At 69.5% G+C, this 13677-nt stretch carries 11 protein-coding genes and 1 pseudogene; 6 read left to right on the forward strand and 6 right to left on the reverse strand.

The window, feature by feature from the left end; translation table 11 throughout:
- Genes ACFY5C_RS26365 through ACFY5C_RS26375 form a run of 3 tightly spaced genes read right to left on the reverse strand, consistent with a single transcriptional unit; the run spans position 1 to position 3336 of the window.
- Entirely contained in the window at positions 1 to 885 is an 885-nt protein-coding gene (locus tag ACFY5C_RS26365) for a carbohydrate ABC transporter permease (RefSeq protein ID WP_389448594.1), read from the reverse strand.
- Entirely contained in the window at positions 879 to 1898 is a 1020-nt protein-coding gene (locus tag ACFY5C_RS26370) for a carbohydrate ABC transporter permease (RefSeq protein ID WP_389448099.1), read from the reverse strand. Before ACFY5C_RS26370 ends, ACFY5C_RS26365 begins: the two co-directional genes overlap by 7 nt.
- A gap of 31 nt (positions 1899 to 1929) precedes the next feature.
- The gene (locus ACFY5C_RS26375) at positions 1930 to 3336 is read right to left on the reverse strand and encodes an ABC transporter substrate-binding protein (protein ID WP_389448100.1); all 1407 of its coding nucleotides are present in this window, start codon (positions 3334 to 3336) and stop codon (positions 1930 to 1932) included.
- Between the two features lie 133 nt (positions 3337 to 3469).
- Here ACFY5C_RS26375 and ACFY5C_RS26380 point away from each other — a divergent pair, with 133 nt between their 5' ends.
- From ACFY5C_RS26380 to ACFY5C_RS26395, 4 genes are read left to right on the forward strand one after another with little or no spacing between them, the layout of a single operon-like run.
- Entirely contained in the window at positions 3470 to 4516 is a 1047-nt protein-coding gene (locus ACFY5C_RS26380; RefSeq protein ID WP_389448102.1) for a zinc-binding alcohol dehydrogenase, read from the forward strand.
- A gap of 12 nt (positions 4517 to 4528) precedes the next feature.
- On the forward strand, positions 4529 to 5329 hold the full coding sequence (locus ACFY5C_RS26385) for a sugar phosphate isomerase/epimerase family protein (RefSeq protein ID WP_389448104.1): 801 nt from the start codon (positions 4529 to 4531) through the stop codon (positions 5327 to 5329).
- Positions 5326 to 6681 (forward strand): trehalase family glycosidase, encoded by a 1356-nt coding sequence (locus ACFY5C_RS26390; protein ID WP_389448106.1) that lies wholly within the window; start codon positions 5326 to 5328, stop codon positions 6679 to 6681. Before ACFY5C_RS26385 ends, ACFY5C_RS26390 begins: the two co-directional genes overlap by 4 nt.
- Entirely contained in the window at positions 6678 to 8588 is a 1911-nt protein-coding gene (locus tag ACFY5C_RS26395; RefSeq protein ID WP_389448108.1) for a glycogen debranching N-terminal domain-containing protein, read from the forward strand. Before ACFY5C_RS26390 ends, ACFY5C_RS26395 begins: the two co-directional genes overlap by 4 nt.
- A 112-nt stretch (positions 8589 to 8700) precedes the next feature.
- Here the strand turns inward: ACFY5C_RS26395 and ACFY5C_RS26400 are convergent, their stop codons facing one another.
- Positions 8701 to 9240: a hypothetical protein gene (locus tag ACFY5C_RS26400; RefSeq protein ID WP_389448110.1), complete on the reverse strand. Its 540-nt coding sequence runs from the start codon at positions 9238 to 9240 to the stop codon at positions 8701 to 8703.
- Between the two features lie 64 nt (positions 9241 to 9304).
- Positions 9305 to 9865 (reverse strand): hypothetical protein, encoded by a 561-nt coding sequence (locus ACFY5C_RS26405; protein WP_389448112.1) that lies wholly within the window; start codon positions 9863 to 9865, stop codon positions 9305 to 9307.
- A 532-nt stretch (positions 9866 to 10397) separates the two neighbouring features.
- Here ACFY5C_RS26405 and ACFY5C_RS26410 point away from each other — a divergent pair.
- Positions 10398 to 10840, forward strand: a pseudogene (locus ACFY5C_RS26410) (VOC family protein).
- Positions 10841 to 10921: 81 nt separating this feature from the next.
- The gene (locus tag ACFY5C_RS26415; protein ID WP_389448114.1) at positions 10922 to 12376 is read left to right on the forward strand and encodes a dihydrolipoyl dehydrogenase family protein; all 1455 of its coding nucleotides are present in this window, start codon (positions 10922 to 10924) and stop codon (positions 12374 to 12376) included.
- A 68-nt stretch (positions 12377 to 12444) separates the two neighbouring features.
- Here the strand turns inward: ACFY5C_RS26415 and ACFY5C_RS26420 are convergent, their stop codons facing one another.
- Positions 12445 to 13470 carry an alcohol dehydrogenase gene (locus ACFY5C_RS26420; protein WP_389448116.1) on the reverse strand — a complete coding sequence of 342 codons (1026 nt, stop codon included), beginning with the start codon at positions 13468 to 13470 and terminating at the stop codon, positions 12445 to 12447.
- Between the last annotated feature and the right edge of the window lie 207 nt (positions 13471 to 13677).

A 13677-nucleotide genomic window follows, 5' to 3' on the forward strand; every position in this document is an offset into this window, starting at 1 on the left:
TCAGCTCTTGTCGGCGCCGCTGGTCAGGCCCTCGGTGAGGAGACGTTCGGCGGAGAAGAACAGGAGTACCACGGGGATCGTCAGGACCACGGATCCCGCCATCAGGATCGTCTTGGAGACCTCGATGCCGTTGGAGAGCTGGGCCAGCCCGAGGGAGACGGTCCACTTGTCGGGATCGGCGGCCAGGAACAGCAGCGCGAAGAGGAACTCGTTCCAGGCGATCATGAAGACGTACAGGCCGGTCGCCATGAGGGACGGCAGGGCGAGGGGCAGGATCACCTTGCGGACGGTCTGCAGTCTGGTGCAGCCGTCCAGGGCCGCGGCCTCTTCGACGGAGGCGGGGATGGTGATCAGGTAGTTCTTCAGCATGTAGATCGACACCGGCACTGTCTGGGCGACGTAGACGATGGCGAGTCCCACGAGGCTGGAGGACAGGTGCAGCTTCGCGAAGATGACGAACAGGGGGACCGCCAGCAGCGTGGCGGGGAAGAGGTACACGGCCAGGAACAGGGCGCTGACCTGGCGGTGGCCGAAGAACTTCAGGCGGCTGATGGCGTACGCGCCGGGCACGGCGGCCAGCAGTGTCAGAACGACGGTGCCGAGCGAGACCAGCGCCGAGTTGAGGAGGAACTTCATGAAGCCCTGCCCGCCGGCGTCGGTGGAGCGCAGCACGTCGCGGTAGGTCGTGACCGTGAAGTCCTTGGCGGAGACCCACAGGGAGCCGGGGTCGAGCAGCAGCGCGTCGATGGGCTTCACCGACAGCAGCAGCATGTAGTAGAAGGGCAGCAGGGTGATCACCGCGAGGAACGCGATGACGATCCAGCGCAGCACGCCGAAAAGTCTGTCCTCGAACTGGGCCCGCGTCAGGGCGGCCTTGCTCACGATTCCTCCTGCACCTTGGTCGCGAAGAACTTGAAGTAGAGGCCCAGCAGGACCATGAGGACGACGGCGAGCACCAGGGCCTGGGCGGCCGCGGCTCCCACGTCGTAGCGGGCGGTGAGGAAGTCGTAGACGCGCACGGCGGCGACATCCGTGCCTGCACCGCCGCCGGTCAGGAGGTACACGTCGTCGAACTTGTTGAAGGTCATGATGAAGCGCAGCACGCACAGCAGCGCGATGACGGGCATCAGCTGGGGCAGCAGGATGTGGCGGAAGCGCTGGGTGGGCGTGGCCCCGTCGACGGTGGCGGCCTCCTCCAAGGTGTCCGGCACGGCCTGCAGACGGGCGAGGATGAACAGGAACGCGAACGGGAAATAGCGCCAGCACTCGAAGGCGATCACCGTCAGCAGAGCCAGCGGGATGTTGAAGTGGGCGCCGAGGAAGCTCACTTCGTACTCGCGGGTCGACAGGAAGGCGATGGGGTCGTCCCAGCCGAACAGGCGCCGGCCCCAGTCGTTGACGATGCCGTACTGCGGGCTGAGGGCGACCTCCCAGACGAAGGCGACGGCCACGACGGGGGCGACGTAGGGCAGTAGCATCGCCGCGCGCAGGAGTCCGCGGCCCCTGAAGGGCTTGCGCAGCGCGAGGGCGGCGACCAGGCCCAGCAGGACGGAGCCGGCCGTGGCGCCCGCGGTGTAGAGCAGTGTGGTGGCCAGGCTGGACCAGAAGCCGGCGGAGTCGAAGACCTGGGCGAAGTTGTCCCAGGTCCAGTTGCCGAACAGGCCCATGCCCTGGATGTCGACGAGCTTGGCGTGCTGGAAGGCCAGGAGCACGGTCCACGCGATGGGCAGGACGACCACCACGAGGACGACGAGGAAGGTGGGGGAGACGAACGCGAGTCCGGCGCGGCTTGCGCGGCGGCTGGCGGTCATCGGGCGTCGGCGGCGGGGAGCCGGGCCGTCTGCCGGTGGGAGGTCGGGTGCCCGGCGCTGCGCCGCGCCGGTGGGGGCTGTGGTCATGGTGAGACTTTCGTGACGTGCAGGCAGGCGGCTACTGCAGGGATTTCTTCAGGGCGGCGACTTCGTCGTCGGCTTCGCTCGCCGCCTGGGACGGGGAGATCTGTCCGCTGGTCATGGCGCCGATGGCCTTCGGTACGGGCAGTTCGCCGTTGGTGGCGCCGACGAGGGCGCCCTCGCCCTGGGTGATGCCCCAGCGGCGCATGTTGCTGACGCCGTCGGCGAGTTGGTTGAGCAGGCGTGTGGGGAAGACCTGATCGAAGGGCTTCTTGGTGTCGACGCCGATGTCGCTGTGCCGCCAGGCGTCGAGGTAGCGCTCCGGCTGTGCGGCCGTTCCCTGCCGTACGGGGATCTTGCCCTCGGGTGCCATGCCGATCCAGGACTCGTAGCCGCTGCCCATCATGTACTCGATGAACTCCCGAGAGGCGGCCGTCTCGGCGGTCTTGGTGGTCACCCATGAGGTGATCTCGCCGAACTGGGCGGGCTCGGCGGCGTCGGGCCCCTTGAGCGCGGCGACGATGCCGCTGTTGTCGGACAGGTACCGCGGATCCTGCTTGCACTGGGGGCAGCTGGGCAGGGCGTCCTTGCGCAGGCCGGCGAGTTCGTCGAGCAGGAACGACGACCAGACGATCATCGAGGACTGGCCGGCGAAGTAGGTGGCGCGGGTGGAGTCCACGGTCTGGGTGCCGGCTGCGCCGTAGTTGCGGGCGAGCTGGTCGTAGGTGCGGAAGGCCGCCTGGCACTGTGGCGTCTTCAGCGCGACGTCGTGCTGATCGTCCACGAGCTGGCAGTCGTTGGCGAGGGCGACGCTCTCGAAGCTCTGCGAGGTGAACACGTCGCCGGGGTCGGTAGCGGCTGAGATGCCGTAAGTGCCCTTGGTGGTGAGGGCCTTGGCGGCGGCCACGGCGCGCGCGTAGGTGTCCGGCGCCGCCAGATCCTGCCGGCTGAACCGGTCCTTGCGGTAGACGAGCAGTTGCAGCCAGGCGTCGGAAGGCACGCCGAGGCTGGTCCTCCCGTCCGACGTCAGGTCGAGCGCGTTGGCGTTGAAGGTCTCGCGGCCGAGCTCGTCGGTGATCTGACGGGGGATCTCCGTGTTGAGCAGGCCATTGCTGTACATCTGCCAGACCTGGCCCATGGGGGCCGCGCCGATCACGTCGGGCAGGGTGCCCGACGCGGCCGCCGACATGATCAGCTGAGGCATCTGGCCCTCGTCGACGCCGACGAGATGGACCTTGATCCCGGTCTTCTTCTCGAACCCGTCGACGATCTTCTGGCTCGCCGCGATGCGGTCGGGAAGGTTCTCCTGGGACCAGACGGTGATCTCCCGGTCAGGTCTGCCGGGCCCGGTGCTGCTGCTGCCGCAGCCCGTGAGCAGCCCGAATCCCAGGGCTGCGGTGATGCCCACCGCGGTCATCCGTGACCGCCGGCTCTTGGTGCGCATTGCGTGTCCTCGTTCCGACTTACGACTACTGAGAACGCATCTCAGCATCACTTTTGCTTGTTGACAAGACATAAGTCACGGCTATTGTCGACACAACGTACTGAGCCGCACCGCATCGATACGGAGCCGTCCGTTGGAACGCGTCGTCCAATTCACCGCCCCTCGCCAGGTGGAAGTCGCCGAGCACACCCCTGCCGAGCTGCCCCCCGGCCATCTGAGAGTCCGCACCCGCTACTCGGGCATCTCCGCCGGAACCGAGCTGACCGCCTACCGCGGCACCAACCCCTACCTGACCAGGACGTGGGACCCCGAAGCGCGCCTGTTCCGCGAGGGCGCCGCCGGCATCCAGTACCCCGTCGCCGGCTGGGGCTACTCGGAGGTCGGCGAGGTCCTCGAAACCTCACCGGAACTGGCCGGCACCCCGGGCCTGCCCCGGCCCGGCGACCTTGTGTGGGGCATCTGGGGCCACCGCAGCGAGGGCATCGTCCCCGCCGAGCGCATGATCGGTCACACCCTCCCGGCCGGGCTGGAGCCGCTGGCCGGAGCCTTCGCCCGCGTCGGCGCGATCGCCTACAACGCCGTCCTGGCCGGCGACATCCACCTCGGTGAGGACGTCGCCGTGTTCGGTCAGGGCGTCATCGGCCTGCTCACCACCCGCCTCGCCCAGCTCAACGGCGCCCGCGTCACCGCCGTCGACGCACTTGACCAGCGCCTGGAGACCGCCAAGCGCTACGGCGCCCACCACACCCTCAACGCCCGCACCGATCAGGTCGCCGAAAGCATCCGCGAGGCCACCGCGGGCCTCGGCGCCGACCTGGCCATCGAGATCAGCGGCGCCTACCCCGCTCTGCACGACGCCCTGCGTTCCGTCGCCGTCGGCGGACGCGTGGTCGCTTCCGGCTTCTACCAGGGCGACGGCATGGGCTTGCGCCTGGGAGACGAGTTCCACCACAACCGTGTCCAGCTGATCTGCTCGCAGATCGGCGGCGTGCCCCCGCAGCTGTCGAACCGCTGGAGTGTCGAGCGCCTCCAGCAGACCTTCCTGCGGCTGGCGGCCGAAGGCCAGGTGGATGTGACGTCCCTGGTCAGCCACGTCATTCCGGCCGCCGACGCCGCCGACGCCTACGTACTGCTCGACGAGCGCCCCGCCGAGGCGCTGCAGGTCGTCCTGGAATTCTGAAAGGCCCCCCACATGCTCAACATCGCCGCCCAGGAACAGCTCCTGCCCGGAGACACCCTGCAGGCCAAATGGGAGTTCGCACAGGAGGCCGGCTACGGTGCCATCGAACTGCGCGCCAAGGGCGACCTCCACTTCGCCTCCCGTCTCGAGGAGCTGAAGCAGGCCCGCAAGGACGGCGTCGTCATGCCGACGGTGTGCGTGGACATGCTCCACTTCTTCGGCGCCTTCGACGAGGACCTGCGCCGCGACGCCATCGCCCAGATGAAGTCGCAGCTCACCGTGATGGCCGAGATCGGCGGACTGGGCGCCCAGACGCCCGCCTCCTACGGCATGTTCTCGCGCCGCCTGCCGCCCTTCGAGCCGCCGCGTTCGGAGCAGGAGGACCGCGAGGTCCTGCTGGCGGGTCTCACGGAACTGGGCGACCACGCCCGCAAGGAGGGGGTCACCCTCTTCCTGGAACCGCTCAACCGCTACGAGGACCACATGGTCAACCGCCTGGAGCAGGCGGCCGACCTGATCCGCGCCACGGGCCTGGACTCGATCCGGATCGGCATCGACAGCTACCACATGAACATCGAGGAGAGCGACCCCGCCGCCTCGATCCTGGCCCACGCCGACGTCATCGGACACGCTCAGATCTCCGACTCCAACCGCTTCCAGCCCGGCGCCGGCCACCTCGACTGGCCCGCCTGGCTCGGCGCCCTGCACACCATCGGCTACGACGGTCACCTGGCCCTGGAATGCCGCCTGACCGGCGACCCGGCCGAGGCCGTCCGTTCCGTTCCCGCCTTCCTCAAAAGGTCCGGCGCGTGAAGACACTCCTGAACCGGCCCGCGCCCACCGCGCCCAGCCCCCTGACACTGCGGCGCGGTGCGGCGCGGGTCCTGCTCGACAACTGGACCGGTACCTCCACCGTTCCCTCCAGGACCCTCTATCCCCACCAGTGGAGCTGGGACTCCGCCTTCGTCGCCATCGGCCTGCGGCACCTGTCCGCGCGCCGCGCCCAGCGGGAGTTGGAGGCCCTCCTGTCCGCGCAATGGGCGGACGGACGGATACCGCACATCGTCTTCAACCCCGAGCTGCCCCTCGGCGCCTACTTCCCCAGCCCCGATTTCTGGCGATCGTCCCGGGCGGGCCGCGCCGCCGGCGCTCCGGCAACCCCCGAAACCTCCGGGATCGTCCAGCCTCCGGTGCACGCGCTCGCCGCCTGGCTCGTGCACCGGGCCGATCCGGAGCTCTCCGAGCGCCGCGGTTTCCTGGCCCGTGTCCACCCGCGCCTGGTGGCCTGGCACGACTATCTCCTCTCCCGCCGTGACCTCGCCGGCGAGGGTCTTGCCGCCGTCGTGCACCCCTGGGAGCCCGGCATGGACAACAGCCCCTGCTGGGACCGGGCACTCGCCCGCGTGGAACCCGCCGACACCGGCGCATTCCACCGCGCCGACCTGGACCACGGCCACCCCGCCGACCGGCCCACCGACCTCGACTACGGCCGCTACGTGCGCCTGGCCACCGACTACCGCACGGCCGGGTACGACGACCGCACCGCGCAGCACCACTTCGCGATGGAGGATCCGGCGTTCAACGCGCTGCTGATCGTCAGCGAACTCGCGCTCGCCGACCTGGCCCGGCATCTGAACCTGCCGGACCAGCCGCACCGGGATCGCGCCGCCGCCCTCACCCAAAGGCTCGTCACGCGGCTGTGGGACGAGCGGGCAGGTCAGTTCCTGGTCCGCGACCTGACCACGGACAGCCTGGTCGCCGAACGCAGCGTCTCCGGCCTTGTCCCTCTGATCGTTCCGCACCTGCCCCAGGACATCGTCGACCAGCTGCACACCACCCTCGCCGGCGAGCACTTCACCGCACCCGGCACCAGGCTGGTACCCAGCTACGACCTCACGGGCCACGCATTCGCCGCCACGCGCTACTGGCGGGGCCCGGCCTGGTTCAACACGGCCTGGCTCATCCACCGGGGCCTGCGCACCCACGGCCTGCACGCACAGGCCCAACGGCTGCGCACGGGCATCCTGGCCGATGCGGGCCGGTCCGACTTCGCGGAATACATCGACCCGATCACCGGCGCCGGTCGCGGGGCCCGCCAGTTCTCCTGGACCGCCGCGCTCACCCTGGACCTGCTGTGCGCCCCCGACGAGGAGCCCGACTCATGACCACGGCCGGCGACCACGTGCAACTGGTACGCGACGCCACGATCGTCCACCTCCGGCCCGACGGGAACATCAGCGCCACCGACGGCACCGTCCCGGGTGGCATGTTCCTGCGCGACGCCCGGCACCTCAGCCGCTGGCACCTGACCGTCGACGGCACCACCCCCATCACCCTGATCCCGGCCGAGACCGAATCGGGCAGCACGGCCGCCTGCGTCCTGACGCCGCGCGGTACCCGGGACAAGCCGCCCGCGTACACGGTCTTCCGCGAACAGGCCGTCACCGCAGGCACGTTCACCGAACGCCTGTGTCTGGTCAACAACCGCCCCGAAGCGGTCACCGCGCGCCTGGACATCGCTGTGGACGCCGACTTCGCCGACCTCTTCGAGCTGCGCGGCGACGACCGTGTCTACGACAAGGGCGACGCTCGCCACGAGGTCACCAGTGGTGACGAAGGACTCGTCCACGACTACCGGCGGGCCGACTGGCACTCGCGCACGACCCTCACCTGCCGGCCGAACCCCGACGCCGTCCACGCGGATGAGAACACGCCGGCACATACGGCCCGGATCCTCACCTGGCACCTGCGCTTGGAGGGCCACGGACAAACCGAAATCCAAGTCGTCGTACGCGCACGCCCCCACGGCCTGCCACCGCATGTCCCTGCGGTGCCGCACCCCGCCCGGGTGCGGCAGGATGCGCGCGACGACCTGGATCGCGCCTGCGAACAGGGCCTCGACGACCTCGACCTGCTGACGATTGCGGCCACCGGTGTGGACGGCGAGGACGTGTACGTGCCCGCTGCCGGCATCCCGTGGTTCCTGACCCTCTTCGGCCGGGATTCCCTGCTGACGTCGTACTTCCTGCTGCCGTACCGCCCCGAGACCGCGGCCGCCACCCTGAGCGCACTCGCCGCCACCCAGGGCACGCGTCACGACCCCGCGAGCGGAGAGCAGCCCGGACGCATCGTCCACGAAACCCGGTACGGCGAACTCGCCCACTTCCGCCAGGTCCCCTACGGCCGCTACTACGGCACCGTCGACGCCACCCCGCTGTTCCTGACCCTGCTCCACGCCCACCACGAGACCACCGGTGACCGCACGCCGGCCGCACGGCTGGAACAGCACGCCCGCAACGCCGTCGACTGGATGTTCACCGACGGCGGTCTGAACGACCACGGCTACCTGGTCTACACGCCCGACCCCGACGGTCTGCTCAACCAGAACTGGAAGGACTCCCAGGACGCCATCTGCTTCACCGACGGCACGCAGGCCGAAGGTCCCATCGCCGTGTGCGAAGCCCAGGGCTACGCCTACGACGCACTGGTGCGCACCGCCCAGCTGGCGCGGCACGTCTGGAACGACGAGTCCTACGCACGGCACCTCGAGGAAACGGCACACCGGTTGCGCCGCCGCTTCCTCACGGACTTCTGGATGCCGCAGGCCGACTTCCCCGCGCTGGCCCTCGACGGCACCGGCCGTCAGGTGGACGCCCTGGCCTCGGACGCCGGCCATCTGCTGTGGTCGGGGATCCTCGACGAGGAACAGGCCCGGCGCGTGGGGCGGCGCCTGGTGGCACCGGACTTCTTCTCCGGCTGGGCGATCCGCACCCTGGCCGCGGGACAGAAGCCCTACCACCCCCTGTCCTACCACCGCGGCAGCGCCTGGCCGCACGACAACGCGGTCATCGCCCTGGGCCTGGCACGCCATGGCCTCGCCGACGAGCTCGCGACCCTCACGGAAGGCCTGGTGGCGGCAGCCGCCCACCATGGCCACCGCCTGCCCGAGGTTCTTGCCGGCTACGACCGCTCGGCCACACCCCAGCCGGTCCCGTACCCCCACTCGTGCTCACCCCAGGCCTGGGCGGCGGCGACACCACTCGCCCTGCGCACGGCGCGGCAGACCGTCTGAGGAACGCATGGGCCGTCGGGGGCTCGGCGGGCCATGAAGGCGGCTTGCTCCCGGCTTCCGCCCGCGGGAACCCGGGGGCCGTCCCCCGCGCCTGCGTCTGCCGCTGAACCAGTCAGGTGACCAGCAGGCGGTTGAAGAAGGAACGGTAATGGCGCAGGGCCTGGCGCAGGTCCTCCGTGTTCGCCTGTTCGCCGCGGTTCCACTGTCCTTCCAGTTCTTGTTTGTGGTCGGCGAATGTGGTGGCCAGCTTCTGCATCACGTCAGCGACGAGTGCGTCGGCCGTGTGCACGGCGTCTCGAGGGTCGTCCACGAACTTGCTCTGCACGTCCTGCCAGCGGGTCCGGAAAGCTTCCTCGTCCTCAGGGGTGAGGATCTGCGGAGCCTCGTCCTCGGGGCGGGAGCCCTGGTCGCCGGCCTGACGCTCAGCCCCGCGTTCTGCTCCCACCGCCTCGTCCTGAGTTCGCTCGTCGGCTGCCGCGGCCTCGTCTCGTGGCGGCTTGCCCGGCGTGGCCGTGCTTTCGCCCGGGAAGGTCGGCACGGCGGTCGGCGCGGTCGCCTCGTCCTGCTGCCGGGACCCGTCGCGAGGGCGGGCCAGATCGTCGGTGGACAGACCGCTCGCCGCGGCGGTGTCCGGTACGTCCTTGCGTTGCATTTCTCCTCCGCTCCCGGAAGGCCTGGCTTCCCCGGGCCGGGCGGCGGGCTGGTCGCTGTGCCGTTCAGGCCGGCGCAGTGCGGCGGGGTTCGCCGCCGTCGGCGAGCAGCTCGTCGAACAGGGCCCGGTAGTGCACCATGGCACCCCGCAGTTGTTCGGTGGTCGCCTCGTGCCGGGTGCTGAGCGCGTCGACATCGTGGGCGGCCCGGTAGTGCTCGAGTGTGCGGCTGTGCTGGACCGAGAGATCCCTGAGCTGTTGCTCGAAGTCCTGGGTCGGATAGCCGCGCTCATGCATCAAGGAGGTCACCAGGCGGTCGGCGTCGTGTACGGCGTCCTCCGGTCGGTCCACGAACTCGTCCTGCACGCTGGTCCAGTCCCGGGTGTATCGATCCCTGGTGGTGCTGTCCAGTGGCTTGATGTCGAGCGAGTCATGACGCTTTTCACGGGCCCTGAGCTCACGCTCACCGGCCGCGCGGCTGTCGGCACCCTCCATCGTGCGCTCGTACTCCGGGCCGAAGCGCTCGCGCAGCTTGCGGCGGCGCATGATCAGCGTTGCTGCCACGGCCACCACCACGATGACCACCGCGACGGGAATGATGATCGCCAGAAGTGTTCCTGTTGACATGGGGCAGGCCCCCTCACATCCAGCAGCCTTTACAACCCTTTTATGCCGAATTACCGCATCTTTGGCTTTCAAACGAGAAACGCGGACCAACGCCACTCAACTGCGTTGTACGCAACCCATTGCGTCGGCAAGCGAGCGGCCTTCGGGGCGTAGGCCACTCGAGTGGTGACGGGCAGCCGTGCGCGGTAGCTTCAAGAAGGCCCTGCCCGCTGTCGCACCGCTCCTCCGACCAGCGGGGTCTTCGGCCGCTCTGCCCCCGTGCCGGGGCGGTCTCCGGAGCCCGCGGCCCTGCGACGGTCGGGGTACCAGGAGCTGTGATGGTGGGCCTGGGCCCTGGCATCGACGCAACCGTCATCGGGTCGATCGGCAGGACGACGTCGCCGCTGTGGCCGTACACACATGCGCAATGAGGTGCTGACGGCGGCCACGTACGACGCAGGTAGCGGCGGTCTCCAGTTGCCGTGCCCCTCCTGCCGCGGCGCACGCCCGAGAGCGTAGCCATAGCCGACGACCCTTTGAGAGAGGCTCCACCATGGACATGAGACTCGAAGTCGTAGTGATACCGGTGGCGGACACAGACCGGTCGAAGGGCTTCTACGAAGGACTGGGGTGGCGGCTGGACGCCGACTTCACCGCCGATGACGGCTTTCGCGTGGTGCAGCTGACGCCTCCGGGTTCGGCATGCTCGGTGATCTTCGGTGATGGAGTCGGCGAGGCTGCCCCGGGATCCGCCGAGGGGCTCCACCTCGTTGTCTCGGACATCGAGGCGGCGCGGGCGGAGTTGGCCCGCAGCGGGGCGGACGTCAGTGAGGTCTTCCACGACTCCGGTGGAGTGTTCCATCACGCCGGCACGAAGGGCCGTGTTTCCGGCCCGGATCCCGAGCGACGTAGTTACGCCTCCTTCGTCTCGTTCAGGACCCGGACGGCAACGGCTGGACCGTGCAAGAAATCACCGAACGGCTTCCGGGCCGCTGAGGCCGACTCGTCGGCGCCGACGGCGACGCCAACTCGCTCTCCCCGACAGGCGAGGAGGCCGAAACCATGGAGGGAACAGGCATGGACAGCACTTCCCGCGTCTACGACGTGGTCGTTCTCGGTGCGGGTCCCACGGGAGAGAACCTCGCCGACCGCACCCGTGCCGCCGGGCTCACCACGGTGATCGTGGAGAACGAGTTGCTCGGCGGAGAATGCTCGTTCTGGGCATGCGAACCGAGCAAGGCCCTGCTGCGCCCCATGGTTGCGCGCGCCGACGCCCGCCGGGTCCCGGGACTCAGGCGCGCGGTCGAGGGCCCGCTGGACGTGCCCGCGGTCTTCGACCACCGCGACAGGATGGCCGCCCACTGGCAGGACGAGGACCAGGTCGAGTGGCTCAATGCGGTGTCAGTGGACCTGGTGCGCGGCCACGGCCGGCTCAACGGTCCGCGGCAGGTCGTCGTGGACACCGCGGACGGCGAGATCGTACGTCTGAACGCCCGGCATGCCGTCGGCGTGTGCACCGGGACGGTCACCGCCTTCCCCCCACTGCCGGGGCTGGAGCAGGTGCGACCCTGGACGAACCGTGACGCGACTTCCGCCCGGCACGTACCGGACCGGCTGGCCGTGGTGGGAGGCGGAGTGGTGGCCGTCGAGATGGCCGCGGCGTGGCAGGCTCTCGGCTCCCAAGTCACCATGCTGGTCCGCGGGGACAAGGGACTGCTCAACAGGATGGAGCCGTTCGCCGGCGAGATGGTGGCCGACGCGCTGCGCGCCGCCGGAGCCGACCTGCGCTTCGGCACGTCGGTGACCGCGGTCTCCCGGGAGGACGGTGAAGGAAGTCCCGTGAGCATCACCCTGAAGGAGGCGGACACCCTGGTCGCCGACGAGATCCTGATCGCAACCGGCCGCGCACCGCACACCGCGGACATCGGCCTGGAGACCGTCGGCCTGACCTCCGGCGAGTGGCTGACCGTGGACGACTCGTACCGGGTGACGGACATCGCCGACGGGTGGCTCTACGCCGTCGGTGACGTCAATCACCGGGCCCTGATGACGCATCAGGGCAAATACCAGGCGCGGATCGCGGGCGGCGTCATCGGAGCGCGCGCCAATGGTGAGCCGCTCGACGACGGCAGGTGGGGCAAACACGCTTCCACGGCCGACAGCGCCGCTGTGCCGCAAGTGGTCTTCTCCGAACCCGAGGTGACCAGCGTGGGGCTGACAACGAGGGAAGCGGAGCGTACCGGGCGCCGTGTCGACGTCGTGGACTACGACATCGGCCGGGTCGCCGGCGCGGCCCAGTACGCCGATGGCTACCAGGGCAGGGCACGGGTGCTGATCGACGTCGATCGCGGCACGCTTGCCGGTGCAACCTTCGTCGGTCCCGGGACCCAGGAACTCCTGTACTCGGCGACCGTCGCGATCACCAGTGAGACGCCGGTGGAGCGGCTGTGGCATGCCGTCCCCGCCTTCCCGACGATCAGTGAGGTCTGGCTGCGCATCCTCGAGACGTACCGGGATCGCACCGCCAGTTGACGGGAAACGGCAGTTGACGGGAACCGGCCCAGCGGCCGCGCGACCGAGCGGCCGCGCGACCGCGCCGGTCAGCCGGTGGTGAGCACCATCCGGAATCGTGCGGCACCCGAAAGCATCTTCTGATAGGCCACTTCAGCCTCTGTCAGCGGCACGGCCTCCACCGTCGGGCGAATTCCGTGGAGGGCACTGAACGCCATGGTGTCCTGTACGTCCTGCGCGGTGCCCGACGGGTGGCCGCGTACGGTTCTGCCGCGCATGATCAGCTGCAATGGGCTGATTCCCAGCGGGTCGGGGCTCACGCCGATGACGACGAGTTCGCCGCGGTGCGTCATGCCGTCGACCGTTGCCGCGATGGCGTCGGAGCTTCCGGCCGTGGCCAGTACGGCCTTGGCGCCGCCCAGAGACAGGAGGGATTCCGCGACCGGAGTCGTCCCCGTGCTGTCGATGTAGTGGTGCGCTCCCAATTGCTTGGCGAACTCGGCCTTCTCCGCGCCTCGGGCGATGGCCACCGTCTCGAAACCCATGGCCACCGCGTACTGCACCCCCAGGTGGCCGAGACCACCGATGCCCAGCACGGCCACGAGATCGCCGGGCCGGGCCGAGCTGTGCCGCAGACCGTTGTACGTCGTGACGCCCGCGCAGGCCATGGGTCCCGCGTCGGTCGCGTTCAGGGCTTCGGGGATCCGGGCCAGGGCGTCGATCGGCGCGATCATGGCTTCGGCGAAGCCTCCGTCGTAGGCGTAGCCGGGAATCTTGAGGTTGTCGCAGACGATGAAGTCCCCCTGGCGGCAGGGAGTGCAGTGACCGCAGCTCCCTCCGAACCACCCCACTGTGACCCGGTCCCCCACGCTCCAGTTGCCGGCCTCGGCTCCTTCACCGAGTTCCTCGATGCGCCCGGCGACCTCGTGGCCCGGAACCAGCGGGAACCGCACGCCGGGCATGCCGGCGCTCACGAAGACGTCGTCGCTGTGGCAGATTCCGCAGGCCTCGACGGCAATCCGTACGTGACGCGGACCCGGGCGCGGCACCTCACGCTCGACGATCCGGAAGGACCCGTTCGCGGTGTCGACCTGCGCGGCTCGATAGGTGTTCATATGTGTCTCCGGGACCAGGAGCGGCGGCCTTGGAGTCAGTGGACGACTGCGGGTCAACCGCACGCTGGGAGGGGTTGAGGGCCGACTGCGCCGGACCGCACGGCTACGGCCGTCCGGTCGGGCGGTGGGGGTTCGGGTAGGCAGGCCTCGCCTGGCGGTTACCTCCTCCCGCTGTCGGACGCGAGAGCAGTTCCATCCCACCATCGC

This window comes from Streptomyces sp. NPDC012935 (assembly GCF_042900345.1).
Lineage (GTDB): Bacteria > Actinomycetota > Actinomycetes > Streptomycetales > Streptomycetaceae > Streptomyces.

What these genes read in the sequence shown, in the direction of transcription:
- ACFY5C_RS26395 (WP_389448108.1), top strand. Translation starts at nt 6,678, where the DNA reads ATGACCACGGCCGGCGACCACGTGCAACTGGTACGCGACGCCACGATC.
- ACFY5C_RS26415 (WP_389448114.1), top strand. Translation starts at nt 10,922, where the DNA reads ATGGACAGCACTTCCCGCGTCTACGACGTGGTCGTTCTCGGTGCGGGT.
- ACFY5C_RS26385 (WP_389448104.1), top strand. Translation starts at nt 4,529, where the DNA reads ATGCTCAACATCGCCGCCCAGGAACAGCTCCTGCCCGGAGACACCCTG.
- ACFY5C_RS26400 (WP_389448110.1), bottom strand. Translation starts at nt 9,240, where the DNA reads ATGCAACGCAAGGACGTACCGGACACCGCCGCGGCGAGCGGTCTGTCC.
- ACFY5C_RS26375 (WP_389448100.1), bottom strand. Translation starts at nt 3,336, where the DNA reads ATGCGCACCAAGAGCCGGCGGTCACGGATGACCGCGGTGGGCATCACC.
- ACFY5C_RS26420 (WP_389448116.1), bottom strand. Translation starts at nt 13,470, where the DNA reads ATGAACACCTATCGAGCCGCGCAGGTCGACACCGCGAACGGGTCCTTC.
- ACFY5C_RS26405 (WP_389448112.1), bottom strand. Translation starts at nt 9,865, where the DNA reads ATGTCAACAGGAACACTTCTGGCGATCATCATTCCCGTCGCGGTGGTC.
- ACFY5C_RS26370 (WP_389448099.1), bottom strand. Translation starts at nt 1,898, where the DNA reads ATGACCACAGCCCCCACCGGCGCGGCGCAGCGCCGGGCACCCGACCTC.